This is a genomic window from Pseudomonas sp. (assembly GCF_049653025.1).
Lineage (GTDB): Bacteria > Pseudomonadota > Gammaproteobacteria > Pseudomonadales > Pseudomonadaceae > Aquipseudomonas.
The window spans coordinates 15,056-30,999 of the sequence record NZ_JBASFM010000021.1; the positions used below are offsets into that span (position 1 = coordinate 15,056).

The 15,944-nt window shown below is 64.2% G+C and carries 14 protein-coding genes; 7 read left to right on the forward strand and 7 right to left on the reverse strand.

What is annotated here, in order from left to right:
* Positions 1–78 precede the first annotated feature (78 nt).
* On the forward strand, positions 79–1,026 hold the full coding sequence (locus WBK23_RS17785) for an adenosine deaminase (RefSeq protein ID WP_424485263.1): 948 nt from the start codon (positions 79–81) through the stop codon (positions 1,024–1,026).
* Positions 1,027–1,104: 78 nt separating this feature from the next.
* Here the strand turns inward: WBK23_RS17785 and WBK23_RS17790 are convergent, their stop codons facing one another.
* The 6 genes from WBK23_RS17790 to WBK23_RS17815 all read right to left on the reverse strand — a co-directional run bounded on the left by WBK23_RS17790 (position 1,105) and on the right by WBK23_RS17815 (position 8,095).
* A complete protein-coding gene (locus WBK23_RS17790; protein WP_424485264.1) occupies positions 1,105–1,572 on the reverse strand; it encodes a copper chaperone PCu(A)C in 468 nt (155 codons plus the stop codon).
* Positions 1,573–1,676: 104 nt separating this feature from the next.
* Positions 1,677–3,059, reverse strand: a complete 1,383-nt coding sequence (locus tag WBK23_RS17795; RefSeq protein ID WP_424485265.1) for a PepSY-associated TM helix domain-containing protein — start codon at positions 3,057–3,059, stop codon at positions 1,677–1,679.
* Between the two features lie 46 nt (positions 3,060–3,105).
* A complete protein-coding gene (locus WBK23_RS17800; RefSeq protein ID WP_424485266.1) occupies positions 3,106–4,545 on the reverse strand; it encodes a hypothetical protein in 1,440 nt (479 codons plus the stop codon).
* Positions 4,542–6,587 carry a TonB-dependent receptor family protein gene (locus tag WBK23_RS17805; protein ID WP_424485267.1) on the reverse strand — a complete coding sequence of 682 codons (2,046 nt, stop codon included), beginning with the start codon at positions 6,585–6,587 and terminating at the stop codon, positions 4,542–4,544. The genes WBK23_RS17800 and WBK23_RS17805 overlap by 4 nt, the downstream gene beginning before the upstream one ends.
* A 120-nt stretch (positions 6,588–6,707) precedes the next feature.
* Positions 6,708–7,094 (reverse strand): DUF2946 domain-containing protein, encoded by a 387-nt coding sequence (locus tag WBK23_RS17810; RefSeq protein WP_424485268.1) that lies wholly within the window; start codon positions 7,092–7,094, stop codon positions 6,708–6,710.
* A gap of 83 nt (positions 7,095–7,177) precedes the next feature.
* A complete protein-coding gene (locus WBK23_RS17815; RefSeq protein ID WP_424485269.1) occupies positions 7,178–8,095 on the reverse strand; it encodes a LysR family transcriptional regulator in 918 nt (305 codons plus the stop codon).
* 104 nt (positions 8,096–8,199) lie between these two features.
* Between WBK23_RS17815 and WBK23_RS17820 the strand changes: the two genes are divergently transcribed.
* The 6 genes from WBK23_RS17820 to WBK23_RS17845 all read left to right on the forward strand — a co-directional run bounded on the left by WBK23_RS17820 (position 8,200) and on the right by WBK23_RS17845 (position 14,711).
* Positions 8,200–8,493 (forward strand): putative quinol monooxygenase, encoded by a 294-nt coding sequence (locus tag WBK23_RS17820; RefSeq protein WP_424485270.1) that lies wholly within the window; start codon positions 8,200–8,202, stop codon positions 8,491–8,493.
* A 9-nt stretch (positions 8,494–8,502) separates the two neighbouring features.
* Positions 8,503–9,516: a zinc-binding alcohol dehydrogenase family protein gene (locus WBK23_RS17825; protein WP_424485271.1), complete on the forward strand. Its 1,014-nt coding sequence runs from the start codon at positions 8,503–8,505 to the stop codon at positions 9,514–9,516.
* A gap of 166 nt (positions 9,517–9,682) precedes the next feature.
* A complete protein-coding gene (gene gltS / locus WBK23_RS17830; RefSeq protein WP_424485272.1) occupies positions 9,683–10,879 on the forward strand; it encodes a sodium/glutamate symporter in 1,197 nt (398 codons plus the stop codon).
* A gap of 2 nt (positions 10,880–10,881) precedes the next feature.
* Positions 10,882–12,384: a TAXI family TRAP transporter solute-binding subunit gene (locus WBK23_RS17835; protein WP_424485273.1), complete on the forward strand. Its 1,503-nt coding sequence runs from the start codon at positions 10,882–10,884 to the stop codon at positions 12,382–12,384.
* A 178-nt stretch (positions 12,385–12,562) separates the two neighbouring features.
* Positions 12,563–14,404, forward strand: a complete 1,842-nt coding sequence (locus WBK23_RS17840) for a PAS domain S-box protein (protein ID WP_424485274.1) — start codon at positions 12,563–12,565, stop codon at positions 14,402–14,404.
* Positions 14,405–14,525: 121 nt separating this feature from the next.
* Positions 14,526–14,711 carry a hypothetical protein gene (locus tag WBK23_RS17845; RefSeq protein WP_424485275.1) on the forward strand — a complete coding sequence of 62 codons (186 nt, stop codon included), beginning with the start codon at positions 14,526–14,528 and terminating at the stop codon, positions 14,709–14,711.
* On the opposite strand, the gene WBK23_RS17850 is transcribed toward WBK23_RS17845, so the two are convergent.
* Positions 14,708–15,907 (reverse strand): Bcr/CflA family multidrug efflux MFS transporter, encoded by a 1,200-nt coding sequence (locus WBK23_RS17850; protein ID WP_424485276.1) that lies wholly within the window; start codon positions 15,905–15,907, stop codon positions 14,708–14,710. The genes WBK23_RS17845 and WBK23_RS17850 overlap by 4 nt on opposite strands.
* Between the last annotated feature and the right edge of the window lie 37 nt (positions 15,908–15,944).

The window sequence follows — 15,944 nt, forward strand, 5'->3', positions numbered from 1 at the left end:
ACCTGCGGGCTGATTCGGCGAAATCCTGTCCTTACGGTTAAACTTTGTCGCGACCACGCCTGATAACGAGATCTGACCATGTACGACTGGCTCAATGCCCTGCCCAAGGCCGAACTGCACCTGCACCTGGAAGGCTCGCTGGAGCCCGAGCTGCTATTTGCCCTGGCCGAGCGCAACAAGATCGCCCTGCCCTGGAACGACGTCGAAGCGCTGCGCAGCGCCTACGCGTTCAACAACCTGCAGGAGTTTCTCGACCTGTATTACGCCGGTGCCGATGTGCTGCGTACTGAGCAGGACTTCTACGACCTGACCTGGGCTTACCTGCTCAAGTGCAAGGCGCAGAACGTGATCCACACCGAACCGTTCTTCGACCCGCAGACCCACACCGACCGCGGCATTCCCTTCGAGGTGGTGCTGCGCGGTATCAAACAAGCGCTGGTCGATGGCGAGAAGCAGTTGGGCATCAGCCACGGTTTGATCCTGAGCTTTCTGCGGCATCTGTCCGAAGAAGAAGCCTTCAAAACCTTTGAGCAAGCCATGCCGTTCCGCGATGCCTTTATCGCCGTCGGCCTGGACAGCTCGGAAATGGGCCACCCGCCGCGCAAGTTCCAGCGGGTGTTCGACAAGGCGCGCAGCGAAGGCCTGCTGACCGTCGCCCACGCCGGTGAGGAAGGCCCGCCTGAGTACATCTGGGAAGCCCTGGACCTGCTGAAGATCGATCGCATCGACCACGGCGTGCGCGCCATCGAAGACGAGCGGCTGATGCAGCGCATCATCGACGAGCAGATCCCGCTGACGGTCTGCCCGCTATCGAATACCAAGCTCTGCGTGTTCGACGACATGCGCCAGCACAACATCCTGCAGATGCTCGAACGCGGGGTGAAAGTGACGGTGAACTCGGACGATCCAGCCTACTTTGGCGGCTACGTCACCGAGAACTTTGCGGCCCTGTACGACAGCCTGGGCATGACCCAGGAACAGGCCCAACGCCTGGCGCAGAACAGCCTGGATGCACGGCTGGTTTGAGAACCTGCTGTGTGGGAGGGGCTTTAGCCGCGAGCTTTTGACTCGTCGCGGCTAAAGCCCCTCCCACAATTAATGCTGTCAGTGGTGCGCCGCTTTCTGCTCTGGCGCATCCTTCTGCACCGCGATCTCTACCTCGACCGTACCGGCCTTCTCGAAGGTCAGGGTCAGCGGAAAACGCTCGCCGTCCTTGGCCTGCTGTTTCAGGTTGAACAGCATCACGTGGTAGCCCATCGGCTCGAACCTGGCCTCGCCACCGGCGGGTATGGCCACGCTCTGCACCTGCTGCATCTTCATCAGGCCATCGGCATGGATATGCTCGTGCAGCTCGGCCTTGCCGGCGACCGGCGTGGTAACGCTGAGCAGGCGATCAGCCGCACTGCCCTTGTTGTGCACGATGAAATAGGCAGCAGCCGTCGGCGCTACCGGCGGCATTTCCCGCGACCAGGGATGCTCGATATGGATGTCGCCCACCTGATATTCATGCGCCATGGCAAACAGGCTCGGGCTCAACAATGCGGCGAGCAACAGGGTCTTCTTCAACAGCATGGTATTCCTCCACTAACGGACTGACTGTCTGTGACGTGCGCTGTAGCTTGGATCAATGAGACGGCGCAGGCCAGACCCGCGCCGGGTGTTTATACGGGTATCTATCAGCCGCTGACCGGCTTGCGCAGGCTGCCCAGGCGCGACAGCAGCAGCCAGTCCAGCGCCCCGATCAGCAACAAGGAGGCCCCCACCAGCGGGAACGCCACACCGAGCAACAGCATAATGCCGATGGCGCTTTTCCAGCGCGGCAGGTCATGGCGCAGCGGTGGCACGCCCAGGCTGCCTTGCGGACGCCGCGTCCACCACATGATCAGGCCGCTGACCGCGCTGAGCAGCACCAGCAGACACACCGCGAGCATTACGAGTTGGTTGGCCAGGCCGAACAGCTTGCCCTCATGCAGCATGACCCCGGTTTCCACGGTTTTCGCCACCACGCCGTAATCCTTCCAGCGCACGTCGGCAAGCACTGCACCGCTGTACTGATCGATATGCAGGGTGGCGTCGTTACGCGGGTCGGCGGCGAACAGGGCGATGCTGTACACCCCGGTTTCACCTTTCGGCAGGGTGATGCTGTAACCCGGCTGTACGCCACGCTCGGCAGCGGTGTCGACCACGTACTGCAGCAAGTTGGCCGGGGCGGCAGGTGTCTCGGCAGTGGCATGGCCGTTATGCGCAGCATGTGGATCGGAGGCCGGCAGCGGCGTGGTTTCCACCGCCCAGGCAACGGTCTGCTGGCTGTTGGTGTTGAGGCTGCCAGCGAGCTTGCCGGACTGCGGTACGTCGTCCCACATCGCAGCCGGGAAGTGGTTCCAGGCCCCGGCAAATTGCGCGCCCCAGAAGCCGGTCCAGGTCATGCCGGTGAGCAGCATAAATAGCAGCAGCAACGAGCCCCAGAACCCGGTGACCGCGTGCAGGTCACGCCATAGCAAACGCCCACGGGCACTCAGCCTTGGCCACAGCACGCCCGCACCGGAACGCCCGCGCGGCCACCACAGGTACAAGCCGGAGATCACCAGCACGATGCCCCAGCCGGCGGCCAGCTCGATCAGACGGTCGCCGACGGTGCCGATCATCAGGTCGCCATGCAGCTGGCGGGCGATGGCCTGCAGGTTGTACTGCGCATCCTGGCTGCCGAGAATCCTGGCGCTGTAGGGGTCAACAAATACATTGAGGCCCTGGCCATCAGCCTCCAGCACAAACTGCGCGCTACGCTCGGCGTTCAGCGGCGGCAAATACTGACTGATGCTCGCCTCTGGATACGCCTGACGCACCAGTGCCAGTTGCTGATCCGCCGAGATCGCCTGCTCGGCAGGCGTGACCTGCAGCAGCTCGGCATACATCAGCTGGTCAAGTTGTGGCTTGAACAGGTAGATGATGCCGGTGAGCGAGAGCAGGATCAGAAACGGGATGACGAAGAGCCCAGCATAGAAATGCCAGCGCCAGGCCAGGTTGTAGAACGAGATATTCGGCGTAGTCGGCTTCTGCATATTCAGCTCCAGGCATGCCCACAAAGAGTGATGGATCGGCAGCGGCTCATCGGCGCTGCCCTCGGCGCAGCAGGCTCAGCCCCACCAGCGCCAACAACACATGGGCCAGCGCAACGAGGCCAAGCAGCAGGTGCTTGTAGCCATTGCCCAAGCCTGCGAGAAACTCCCACTTATGCAGATAGGCGAAGGTCCAGCCTTCAGTCCGGTCGGCATCCTGCACGCGGCTGGCCAGGGCACCGTCCAGCGGGTCGATAAACAGCGCGGTGTTATGGGCATCTGCATAGCTGGCCTTGAACACCGGCAGGCGTTTGAAGACGAAGCCGTATTCATGGTCGAAGTTATGTTGCAACGTCAGCTGCTGCGCCGCCCCCAGATTCATGCTCTTGGCGTAGTGATCCAGGCGCTGCTGGGCATAGCGACGCGGCGTGTCATTGCCCAGTTCACGGCCATGAGCATCGAGATAATGCAGGCTGGGCATGCTGGAAAACTGCTGCCCCTGGGCGCGCCAGATCGGCTTATCGTCGAGTTCAAGCAGGCTGAGCATGTACAACTCCTCACCGCTAAGCAGCCAGTCGGCAGCCGGCGTGCTGTCCAGCTCGGCCACCGCAAAACTCGCCACGAATGGCTCCGGCCAAGGCTGCGCGCCCTGCTTGTGCAGCAGGTGCCAGGCACCGCTGCTGGCAAAGCTCAGGGTCGCCAATGCCAGCCCCAACCCCCACCAACCATGCAGCCTCCGGTTGAAGCTGCGAGCACGACGACGGGCAACGAACAGGCTGAGACCAAACAGCGTCGCCGAGACAATCGAGGCCAGCAGCACCAGCATCAACACCGGCCGCAGCGGCCCGGCGGCATCCAGCCAGCGGAAGCTGTGCAGGGTCTGGAAGAAGCCGCTGAACCAGGCCTTGCGCTCATCGACCAAAGTGCCAAGACGGTCGTGGAACAGGTCGACATACAGGCGCAACTGGTTATCACGCTGGGTATCGACCCTCGCCACCGGCAGCAGACGGTTGATAAAGGCGTATTCGCCGTTGAACCGCTCGATGCTGCCGGCGTAGGCCAACGGCTCGTTATGGCCCAGGTAATGCCGCGCCAGGCTTTCGGCATGAGCACCCGCCACATCACTGGCCTGACCACTGCGCGCATGCCAGTAACGCGGCTCCAGCTCGCCTGCCAGACGCGCCTGGTAATAGGGCTCGCCGGCCAGCACCAGCAGGCGCAAGCCCTGCACCTGCGCGATACCGGCCGCACCCAACACCTGCGCGGGACTGCGCAGGTTATCCAGCGGCAACACCTGCTGCGGCGTGGCCATGGTCTGCGGACGCGGCTGCAGGTAGCCCATCAGCGGGTGCAACATGCCGCTGCCCGCCCAACTGAAGATGCCCAGGCAGGCCAGCAGCGCCAGGCGCTTGTGCCACGGCATCAGCCGCAGCAGACGCTGACGCCAGGTCAGGCGTGGCAGCTCATGCGCTTGCAGCGCCGCGGTCAAAGCTTCCACTCCAGGCCGACATACAGGCTGCGACCGTCACCCGGCATAAACAGCGCGGCATCCTGGCCACGGGCATTGGCGACTACACCGGTGGTGGCGATATAGGTCTTGTCGGAGAGATTGCGCCCCTCGACGAAGAAGCCCAGCCCCTCGCTCGGCCGGTAGCCGCCCTTGAGGCCCCAAATCGCGTAGCTTTCGGCATACAACGACTCGGCATGGTCGGCGGCGTAATGCACCGGTACCCACTCCAGCGTCGGCCCGGCGTACCAGCCCTCGCGCTGCCACAGCAGCTCGCCCTTGAGGAACTGGCTCGGCACGCCGGCGATGCGGTTATCGCCGTACACCGGGTCATTGTCGAAGCGGAAGTCGTTGAGCAGGTACTGGCCGCGCAGCACCAGCTCACCGAGCTGCCAGGCCCCGCCGAACTCGATGCCCTGATGAATCGTGCGGTCGGCGTTGGTGGTGATCACCTGAGTCGGGGCCAGCGGGTTGACGTAGCCGAGCAGCTCGTCACGGATCTCGCTGCGGTACAGCGCCAGATCGAGGTCGAGGTCGCCCTGGTTGAAGCGCATGCCGGCCTCCAGCGTGGTGGCCTTCTGTGCATCGTTCTCGGTGACGATGGCCCCGCCGGTCAGCTCACTGAAGGTCGGCGGCTCGTAGCTTTGGCTGAGGTTACTGAACAGCTGCACGCCCTCGGCCAGGTCATGGCGCACGCCGATCCGGCCGATCCGCGCGCTGTAGTGCTTATTGAACGAGGCGTCCTGGTAACCGGTCGGGTTGCCGACAAAGTTGAAGCTGCTTTTCAGCTTGTCATCGATATCGCGCTCACTGTGCAGCCAGGCCAGGCCGCCAATCAGCGCCCAGTGCTCGGCCAGCGGCACTTCCAGTTCGCCGAAGGCGTTGAGGCTGCTCGCGGTCTGCACCTGGCGATCGACCTGGTTGCCACGTTTGCCGCGCACATTGACGTAGTTTTCAGCCTGGTTGCGCCCTTGCAGCACCTCGACGCCGCCGTTCCAGCGCCAGCCCTCGCTGTTCTGCCACTTATGAGTCAGGCGCGCGCCAAGGTCTTCGCTGTCGACTTCCAGCACCTGGAAGATCGGGTGCCACAACGACTTCTCGCTATAGAAACTCGACAGCTCCAGGCTGTGGCCGTCTTCCAGTTGCAGGGTGGTGATATTGCCGATGCGGTTGAGGGTGAAATCGCGCTTGTTATCGCCAACCACCGCGCTCAGCGCCGCCTGCTCGGGGTTATCGCGCAGCTGCGCCTTGGTCAGGCTACCAGGGATTTCCGAATCGGTTTCCACATGGCTGATATAGAAGCGCGTCGACAACCGCTCGTTGAGGCGGCCGCCAAGGTTGGCGAAGTAGCGCTGGTTCTCCTGGCGCGCGTGATCGCGGAAACCGTCCTGGGCATAGTCGGAGAAACTCAGGTAGGCATCCCAGTCGCCAAAGTCCTCCGCCACCGCGCCGAAGACGCGCTGATAGTCGAAACTGCCGGCCTCGCTGCGCAGCTGCACCTTCGGCGCGGTCTTGCCGGTGGGCGTGACGAAGTTGATCGCACCGCCCAGGTTGGCCGCGCCATAGCGCCAGGCGTTGGCCCCACGCATGACTTCAATATGGTCCAGGGCAATCGGCTCGATGCTCTGGAAGTCGCCACTGCCGTCGGCCAGGTTCAGCGGTGCGCCGTCCTGCATCAGCAGAATGCCGCGCTGGTGGAAGGTGCGCTGCAGGCCCGAGCCGCGAATCGACAAGCGCGACTCCTCGGCCCCGGAACGCGACTGGATATACACCCCGGTGGCCTGGCCCAGAGCATCCTGCGGCGTGCTGGCGCGCCCGGTCTTGTAGGTTTCTGCATCGACCACGGTCACGCCGCCGGGAATCCGCGCGAACTCGGCGCGCTTCTCGCTGATGCTCGGTGCGGTGGTGTCAGCCTGCTGCTTGGCGACGATGGTGGTGTCTTGCAGGTTGATATGTTCGGCATGGGCCGCGCTGGCCAGGCTGACGCTGAGCGCCAACAGGCTGATAACGGGTAACTGACGCATAGACTTCCCCAATCATGGCTCACCGGGTGCGGCCTGATCTCAGGCATTCAGGCACCGGCAAACTCTGGTTTTTTATCTGCTATTAAGTGGCTACAGAGGCGCGCAAAAGCGCCACGGGACTTAAGCCAGCAAAGGGGAAGCGCGGGGATTGGCCGAGGGCCAGAGATAGCGAACAGGTCGCGGGGTGAAGAAGAAGGTCAGCAGTGGCGTACGGCTGGGTGCCAGCAATCCCAACAGGCCGAAGAACGCCGCGAGGATGATCGCACTGAAGGTGGAACTCAGGGAGCAGCCGGAGCCAGTCGCAGGATTGGGTGCCACTACACCTGAACCGTCCAGATCGGCACCCGCACCGAAGTTGCCCTCGAAGGAGCAGTACTGGCTGCTCAGGCCGCTAAGCTGCAAACCAGCCATCTGCCCGTGCCCGATACTGCAGGCGAACGCACTGAACAGCACGCTGAAATACAGCATCCAGGCCAGCAGGCGACGGTCAGTACGGCTCAGCTTCATGGGGCGCGACTCTAGCATTGGTCAGCAGCGCGGTTCGCGCAGCACGGCTGCGATTGAATGCCGCAGCAGGGCTGCCGGCAATCTTAGTGGGGCCAGGGCGCTTGTGCCAGCAGTTCGCCGCAGCGTTGCTGGACGAACTCACGCAGCAGGTGCACCGGCTTACGCAACTGCGCGCGGTGGGCGCAGATCAGGTTGAGCGGCGTCGGCTCGCCGAGCCAGTCTGTCAGCAGCACCTTGAGCCGCCCGGCCTGCACATCTGCGGCCACGTCCAGCCAGGATTTATACACCAGCCCGGCCCCGGCCACGGCCCAGCGCCGCACCACATCGGCATCGTCACTGACCCGGTCACCGCTGACGCTCAGGCTCTGTTCACGGCGGCCGTCACTGAAGCGCCAGCGCTCGTGCACCCGGCCACCGAGCATATACAGCAGGCAATTGTGCTCAGCCAGTTGCTCCAGGGTTTGCGGCTCGCCGTGTTGCGCCAGGTAGGCCGGCGCGGCGCAGAGCACACGGCGATTACTGGCAGCCACCGGCAAGGCGACCAGGCTGGAATCCTCCGGCGCGCCATAGCGCAGGGCGATCTCCACCGACTCACGAAACAGGTCGGTAACGCGGTCGCCCAGCAGCAGGCGCAGGTGCAACTGCGGGTGGGCCAACTGGAATTCATCGAGCCAGGGCAGCAGGGTATTGCGGCCGAAATCCGAGGGTGCGGACAGCTGCAACTGCCCGCTGATGCCGACCTTGCTGCCGGCCAGTTGCTGGCGGCCATCGTCGAGGCTCTGCAAGGCCAGGCGCGCATGGCCGAGAAACAGCTCGCCCTCAGGCGTCAGGCGCAGGCTGCGGGTGGAACGCAGCAGCAGGCGCGTTTCCAGTTGCTGTTCCAGGCGTTTGAGCGCGGCGCTGGCCACCGCCGGGGAAATATCCAACAGGCGGGCGGCGGCGGACAGGCTGCCAGTCTCGGCGGTACGCACAAACAGCTGGAGGTCATCGAAACGCAGCATGGCGAGGTATTTTCAATAATTTATTGAAAGAGACTCTAGTTCCACGCTGTTTTTCTCGTCAATCAAATAACCGAGCATGGGCACCACTTGAACCGGAGTCCGCCATGCCCACGCCACTGACCCTGATTGCCACCATCACCGCCCTGCCCGGCCAGGAAGCCGCCGTCGAAGCCGGCCTGCGTCTGCTGGTCGCACCGAGCCAGGCCGAAGCCGGCTGCCTGCAATACAACCTGCATCGCCATCAGGACAACCCGGCGCGGTTCAGCATGATCGAACAGTGGCAGGACGCCGCCGCCCTCAGCGCGCACCAGCAGACCGCGCACTTCCTGACCTTCGGTAAAACCTGCGGGGCCTTGCTGGCCAAGGTCGAGCAACAACCCATGCAGCGCATCCTCTAGGAGCCCACGATGAAAGCCATTGCCTACTACCAATCCCTGCCGGCCGAACACCCCGACGCGTTGCAGGATATCCAGCTGCCAGAACCCACGCCCGGCCCACGCGACCTGCTGGTGCAGGTGCACGCCATCTCGGTCAACCCGGTGGACAGCAAGATCCGCCGTAACGTCAGCCCGCCAGCCGGCGAAGCCAAGGTGCTCGGCTGGGACGCCGCCGGCATCGTCAAGGCGGTGGGCAGCGAGGTCAGCCTGTTCCAACCCGGTGACCGGGTGTACTACGCCGGGGCCATCGACCGCCCCGGGGCCAACAGCGAGCTGCATGTGGTGGACGAACGCATCGTCGGGCATATGCCCAAGAGCCTGCCGTTCGCCGAAGCCGCCGCCCTGCCGCTGACCGCGATCACCGCCTGGGAGCTGCTGTTCGAGCGTTTGCAGATCAGCCAGGGCAACGCCGATCAGGGCCAGAGCCTGCTGATCGTTGGCGCGGCCGGCGGTGTCGGGTCGATTCTGACCCAGCTAGCGCGCAAGCTCACCGGTCTGACCGTGATCGGCACAGCATCCCGCCCCGAGACCCAAGCCTGGGTGCGCGAACTCGGCGCGCACCACGTAATCGACCATAGCCAACCGCTGAGCGCAGAGCTCAAGCGCATCGGCATCCCACAGGTGACCCATGTCGCCAGCCTGACCCAGACCGACCAGCACTTCGATGAACTGGTCGAAGCCCTGGCTCCGCAAGGCCGCCTGGCGCTGATCGACGACCCGGCGCAACTCGACGTGGTCAAGCTCAAGCGCAAGAGCCTGTCGCTGCACTGGGAGTTTATGTACACCCGCTCGCTGTTCCAGACCGCCGATATGCTTGAGCAGCACCGCCTGCTCGATCGGGTCGCCGGGCTGATCGACGCCGGCACCCTGAAAACCACCCTCGGCGAGCACTTCGGCGCGATCAACGCGAGCAACCTGCGCCGCGCCCACGCGCTGCTGGAAAGCGGCATGGCGCGCGGCAAGATCGTGCTCGAAGGGTTCTAAACCACGCACGCTCTCTAGCACGGTGCTTGGCCAACAACGCAAGCACCGTCGCGCGGTTCGACAGCGCGCCGTTCCTTAGCTAGAACTCTTGCAAAGCACGCAGCAACCCGCCGCGGCGATAACGCCGTGGCGCTGGCTGCGGACGTCCATTGCAAGGAGCGCCGCAGTGACCTTACTTCCCGTGGAAACCTTGCTGATCGCAGTCCTGGTGCTGCTGCTCGGGCGCTGGGTCAACCGCCTGATACCGCTGTTGTCGCACTACAACATTCCCGACCCGATCACCGGCGGCCTGCTGTTTGCTGTCGGCATGCTGATCAGCGGCAAACTCAGCAGCTTCAGCCTGGAGTTCGACTCCACCCTCAAACCGGTACTGCTGCTGGCGTTTTTCGCCGCCGTGGGCCTGTTGGCCAATCTCAGCCTGCTCAAGCAGGGCGGCAAGCGCCTGTTGATGTTCGTGCTGGTGCTGATCCCGTTCCTGTTGCTGCAGAACATCACTGGGCTACTGATCGCCTGGGGCCTGGACATGCATCCGCTGATGGGCCTGATCGGTGGCAGCATCACCCTGATCGGCGGCCACGGTACTGGCGCGGCCTATGCCGAGCGCTTTGCCGAAGTGCACAACATCCAGTCGATCATGGAACTGGCGATGACCGGGGCCACCCTCGGTCTGGTGCTCGGCGGCGTCTGCGGCGGGCCGCTGGCGCAGTGGCTGATCAAACGCCACCACCTGGCTGGCAGCGATGGCCATGCCGCCGTCAGCCACGTTAGCGACAACGCCGCCGAAGCCGCGCCCATCAGCGCAGGCAACCTGATTCCGGTACTGGCGGCGGTGCTGATCGCGGTGCTCGCCGGCAGCTGGCTGGCCGACCTGGTCAGCGGTGGGCCGGTGACCTTGCCGAGTTTTCTCTGGTGTTTGCTGCTGGGCGTACTGATCCGCAATGGCGGCCATCTGATCGGCCTGCATCTCAACGACGCGGCCATCGACATGCTCTCCAGCCTGACCCTGGCGCTGTTTCTGGCCATGACCATGATGGCGCTGAACCTGGCCAGCGTGGCCAGCCTGGCCGGCCCGCTGCTGTTGATCCTGCTGGGGCAATTGGTCGTGGTCGTGGTCTATGGTGGCCTGCTGGTGTATCGCGCCGTGGGGCGCGACTACGAAAGCGCAGTGATGTCCGCCGCCTTCTGCGGCTTCGCCATGGGCGCGACCGCCACCGCCATCGCCAATATGCAGGCGATCACCCAGAAATACGGCCCCGCGCCCCAGGCCTTTCTGGTAGTGCCCCTGGTCGGCGCGTTTCTGATCGACCTGCTCAATGCCCTGGCTCTCACCGGGTTTCTGTCACTGCCCTGGATTGGAGGTTGAGCATGCGCCTGCTGATCATGCTGCTTTGCGCTGCGTTACTCACCGCCTGCTCCCGCGTCCCGGCCCCGGACACCTTGCAGGCGGATCTGCAACAACGCCTGCAACAGGCCTTTCCGACGGCGGTGCTGAGCCTTAGCGAGCTGCAACGGCGCGGTTCGGCCAACGACGCCCACGCCCCGGACGGGGAGAAACGCCTGGTGATCTACTTCGACGCCACCCTCAAGGTCGAACAGGATCAGGACTTCGGTGCCTGGGACTCGCCCGGCGTGGCCAGCCTGGTCACTGCTCTGGGGGCTGGACCACGTGGCCTGTCCGGGATCGAGAGCGGCGGCAATCGCGCCGGCGACCTGCTCAAGGTGCATGGCAGCCTGATCTACCGCGAACAGGACGGCACCTGGCAGGCCGTGGTGCCACAGGGTTTCACCGCGCCGCGCGCGGCCCAATCGGGTGAAGGCGGCAGCACCACCCGGGAAAACCTGGTGAACGCCATCAGCACCGCGCTCAACCTCGCCCCTGGCGGCAGCGGCCCACAGGAGCGCAAAGCCATCAGCGATGAACTGGAACGCTCGCTGGCCAATATCCAGGGCCGTCTTTCCCGCCTGGAAAACGGTTACCCGCTGGCCGGCGGACCGCCAGCCGGGCAGTACGCGCGCTTCGCCCAAGCCCTCAGCGCGTTGATGAAAGACCAAGGGGTGAATGTGCATGCCCTGAACACCGAAGGCGGTCTGGACAACCTGCGCATGCTGCGCCGTGGTGAGGTGGTGATAGCCCTGTCACAAAGCGATGCCGCCTACGCTGCCGCGCACGGCAGCGGTCCCTTCCAGGATGCCGGCCCCGACCTCAAACTGCGCGCCATCGCCAGCCTCTATCCCGAACCCGTGCATGTACTGGTCAGCGCCATGAGCCCGCTGCAGGGCATGCCCGACCTGCGTGGCAAGCGCGTCAATATTGGCCAGCCGGGCTCGGCCTCGCGCCTTACCGCACTGGCAGTGCTGGCCGCCCATGGACTGCAACCGGATGATCTGGCGGCGGCCACTGAACTGGACCTGCAACAGGCCCTCGGGGCCTTGCGTAACAACCAACTGGATGCGCTGATCCAGGTCATCGGCGCGCCGGCCGACAGTATCCGCGCCGCCAGTGAAGCCTTCGACCTGCGCCTGTTGCCGCTGGAGGAAACCGCCGTCAGCCGCCTGCAACAACAGCACCCCGGGAGTTTTGCCTTCAACCTGCCCAGAGCTACCTACCCGCAGCAAGAGCAGGCCGTGCCGACGCTAGCGGTAAGCAGCATGCTGCTTACCGATGACCAGCTGACCGAGCGTGAAGTCGAGAAACTGGTGCGCCTGCTGTTCTCCCCGGACAGCCAGTGGCTGCAACACGGCAGCATTCAGGGCAGCCAGTTATCGCCCAAGACGGCCCGGCGCGACCTCGGGGTACCGCTGCATAACGGCAGCGAAAAAGCCTTGCAGCAACTGCAAACCCCTACGCCGCCGGCCCCCGCCGGTTAAACCCGACGCTAGGGCCTGCTCAGGCCCCACACGGGCGTTTGGCGGCGCACAAATACTGTGGCGTCACCATGCAGCCCTGTCGCAGCCGACTAAACTTTGCTCAGCGCCAGCGCTTGCATGGCGGCCGGTGTGGCGAACCGATAGACGTTCGATCAACTCTGCTCCATGGGCGGTAAGGATGCGACCCGATATTCAAGGCCCGTTGCGACTGGCCGGCGTGTATATCCTCTTCAGCGGCGTATGGATTCTCGGCAGCGACTACCTGCTCCGCGCCGTGGTTCACGACAGCGCGCTGACCACTGATCTGCAAACGGGCAAAGGCCTGCTGTTCATTCTGCTCAGCAGCTGGCTGATCTTCTTTGTCAGTTACCGTGACCGCCAGGCCCAGCGCCGCCTGCTCGAAGAGCTGACGCACAACAGCCAGCTACTGCAACAGACGCAACGCAACGCGGCGCTCGGCAGCTGGGAATACCGCAATGGTTTTCACTGGAGCCCGGAAGCCCTGGCCTTGCTCGGCCACGACGACAGCAGCCCGCAGGGCGATCTGGAGCAGCTGCTCAGCTGGCTGCACCCCGCCGAACGCCCTGCCGCACAACGCGCGCTGCAGGCGCTGCTGCATGACCACACAGCACTGACGGTCAGCGCCCGCTTGCTGCAACCGCAGCAACAGCAGCCGACCTGGCTGATGCTGCGCGGCGAAGTCGGCGAGCACGGCCGCATTCTCGGCACCGTGCAGAACATCAGCGCGCAGAAGCGTGATGAAAGCGCTCTGCGCGAGAGTGAGCAACGCTTTCGCCAGTTGTTCGAGCAAACCCCGCGGATTGCCGTGCAAGGCTACGACCGCGAACGCCGGGTGATCTACTGGAACCAGGCCAGCACCCAGCTCTACGGCTACGAGATGCACGAGGTGATGGGCCGCCGCCTGGAAGAGTTGATCGTGCCGTCGCAAGCGCGTAGCAAGGTGGCCAGCGCAATCAACCTGTGGCAGCTCGGTGGCCCGCCGATTGCGGCGGCCGAACTGCAACTGCAACGCAAGGACGGCAGCCTGGTGTGGGTCTATTCCAGCCACCTGATGCTGCGCAACAGCCTCGACCAGCTGGAGCTGTACTGCGTCGATATCGACTTGAGCGAGCAGAAGCAGATACACAGCGAACTGCATATCAGTGAGACCCGCTACCGCGCCCTGGTCGAACACCTCAGCGACGCCATCTTTATCACCGACGCAGCAGGCCGCCTGAACTTTCTCAACCCGGCCTGGACGCAGATCAGCGGTTACTCGCCCCATGAAAGCCTGGGCAGTCCCCTGCAACGTTTTATGCCTGAGCTGGGCCAGCACCCGCAGAGCCAGCATCTGCAAGAGCTCAGCTGCGGCAAGCTGGATAACCTGCGCATCGAGTGCCAGCTGCTGACCCGCGACGGGCAGACCCGCCGGGTCGAACTGCAACTTAACCAGAGCCTGCCAGAGCAGGGCCTGCACGGCAGCCTGCGGGACATCCATGAGCGCCACCAGACCCTGCAACTGCAACAGGCGCGCAACGCAGTGCTCGATGAGCTGCTCGGCCTGCACCCCCTGCGCAGCATCCTCACGGGCATCAGTCGCCGCCTGGAAAGCCTGCAGCCGCAAATGCTGGTGTCGATCATGCTGCTCGACGAACAACAGCGCCTGCATGTCGGTGCCGCGCCCAACTTGTCGACAGCTTACTGCCAGGCCATCGAAGGCCTGCACGCAGCGCTGGAAGTGGGTTCCTGCGGGCATGCCGCCTGCAGTGGCGAGCTGGTGATCGCCGAAGACGTCAGCACGCACCCCTACTGGCATGCGTACAAGGCCCAGGCGCTGGCAGCCGGCTTGCACGCCTGCTGGTCGCTGCCGTTCAAGGATGACAATGGCCAGGTGCTGGGCACCTTCGGCATTTACTACGCCAAACCGACGCGCCCCAGCCCCAGCGACATCGCCCTGGTCACCGAATTCACCCGCCTGGCCGGGCTGGCCGTACAGTTCAGCGCCGCCACCATCAGCTGAGCGAAGCGGCTGAATGGACCAACGGCACGCCATCAGTCATTCAATTGTTACAGGTCAATGAAAGTTCATATTGAACGACTAGACTCGCCTTTCTTGCAGAGTTGCAGAGGGAGGCCCGTCAATGAACGTCATGATCCAGCCTGTCAACAACGCCAATGGTTCTAGCTGGCAAGTGCGCTTTGCCAACCATAGCGTGACCTTTCGCAGCGAGGCCGAGGCCCGCCAGTTTGTCAGCACCCTGCAAGCGCGCCTGCAGGCACCGCACGTACTGCCCGAGCTGCCGCTCAGGCAGCGCGCCGCCAGCTAGCGCTGGATCGAGCCGACGCGCGCCAGCGCGCGCTCGGCCTGGCGGGTAAACAGCGAAAAACTCACCGTCAGCACACCACAGCTGAAGATCACCACGGCAATCGGCCAGGCGCTGCCGTCATGCAGCACCCCGACCAGGCCTGCCGCGCTGGCGGCAATGGCGAATTGCAGGCTGCCGAGCAACGCCGAGGCACTGCCGGCATGGCTACCCTGCCCGGCCATGGCACTCGCCGTGGCATTGGGCAACAGAATGCCGAGACAGGCGATGCAGCCAAACAGCGGCAGCATCAGCGGCCACAGGGTCAGCGGCTTGGCCAGCGCCACCAGCAGCAGCGCCAGGCCACACGCCAGGTAGAACCACACGGCACGGCGCAACCAGTAACTCGGGCCATGCCGCGCCACCAGCCAGGCATTCAGCTGCGCCACCAGAATAAAGCCCAGGGCGTTGCTGCCGAACAACCAGCCGTAGTGCGCGGCCGGCACCCCGTACAACTCGATAAACACGAATGGCGAACCGGCGATGTAGGCAAACATGCCGGCCACGGCAAAGCCGCCGGTCAGGGCGTGGCCGAGAAACGGCCAGTCGCCGAACAGCCGGCGGTACTCGCCGATGGCCCCGCGCAAAGGTGCAACCGGCGCGTCCTTGGCCAGGGTTTCCGGCAGCCACTGGGCCACCGCCAGCATGCACAGCAGGCTGAACAGGGTCAGGCAGATAAAGATCGACGGCCAGCCCAGGGTGCTAAGCAGCAGACCACCCGCCAATGGCGCGAGGATCGGGGCCAGGCCCATCACCAGCATCAGCTGGGAAAACACCTTGGCCGAATTGATCGGGTCGCACATGTCACGTACCACGGCGCGCGACACCACCATCCCGGCGCAGCCACCCAAAGCCTGCACGAAGCGCGCGACAATCAGCCACTCCAGGCTCGGTGCCAGGGCACAGGCCAACGAGGCCAGGCTGAACAGCATCAGGCCAACCAGCAACGGCATGCGCCGGCCGAAACGGTCCGCCAGCGGCCCGTATACCAGTTGGCCAATCGCCAAGCCGACGAAATAGGCCGCCAGCGACTGCTGCACATGCTCCACGTCAGTGCCAAAGGCACGCGCCAGCGCCGGAAAGCTTGGCAGGTAGAAATCGATGGCCAGCGGGCCAAAGGCGCTCAGCGCGCCGAGAATCAACAAAATACGTAACGGCATGGGTATCCAGACGGATGGTTAAATTGGTCAGCAATAA

Excerpts from the sequence above, each read along its gene's own strand:
- WBK23_RS17785 (WP_424485263.1), top strand. The coding sequence starts at position 79 with ATGTACGACTGGCTCAATGCCCTGCCCAAGGCCGAACTGCACCTGCAC.
- WBK23_RS17790 (WP_424485264.1), bottom strand. The coding sequence starts at position 1,572 with ATGCTGTTGAAGAAGACCCTGTTGCTCGCCGCATTGTTGAGCCCGAGC.
- WBK23_RS17795 (WP_424485265.1), bottom strand. The coding sequence starts at position 3,059 with ATGCAGAAGCCGACTACGCCGAATATCTCGTTCTACAACCTGGCCTGG.
- WBK23_RS17805 (WP_424485267.1), bottom strand. The coding sequence starts at position 6,587 with ATGCGTCAGTTACCCGTTATCAGCCTGTTGGCGCTCAGCGTCAGCCTG.
- WBK23_RS17810 (WP_424485268.1), bottom strand. The coding sequence starts at position 7,094 with ATGAAGCTGAGCCGTACTGACCGTCGCCTGCTGGCCTGGATGCTGTAT.
- WBK23_RS17815 (WP_424485269.1), bottom strand. The coding sequence starts at position 8,095 with ATGCTGCGTTTCGATGACCTCCAGCTGTTTGTGCGTACCGCCGAGACT.
- WBK23_RS17820 (WP_424485270.1), top strand. The coding sequence starts at position 8,200 with ATGCCCACGCCACTGACCCTGATTGCCACCATCACCGCCCTGCCCGGC.
- WBK23_RS17825 (WP_424485271.1), top strand. The coding sequence starts at position 8,503 with ATGAAAGCCATTGCCTACTACCAATCCCTGCCGGCCGAACACCCCGAC.
- WBK23_RS17835 (WP_424485273.1), top strand. The coding sequence starts at position 10,882 with ATGCGCCTGCTGATCATGCTGCTTTGCGCTGCGTTACTCACCGCCTGC.
- WBK23_RS17840 (WP_424485274.1), top strand. The coding sequence starts at position 12,563 with ATGCGACCCGATATTCAAGGCCCGTTGCGACTGGCCGGCGTGTATATC.
- WBK23_RS17845 (WP_424485275.1), top strand. The coding sequence starts at position 14,526 with ATGAACGTCATGATCCAGCCTGTCAACAACGCCAATGGTTCTAGCTGG.
- WBK23_RS17850 (WP_424485276.1), bottom strand. The coding sequence starts at position 15,907 with ATGCCGTTACGTATTTTGTTGATTCTCGGCGCGCTGAGCGCCTTTGGC.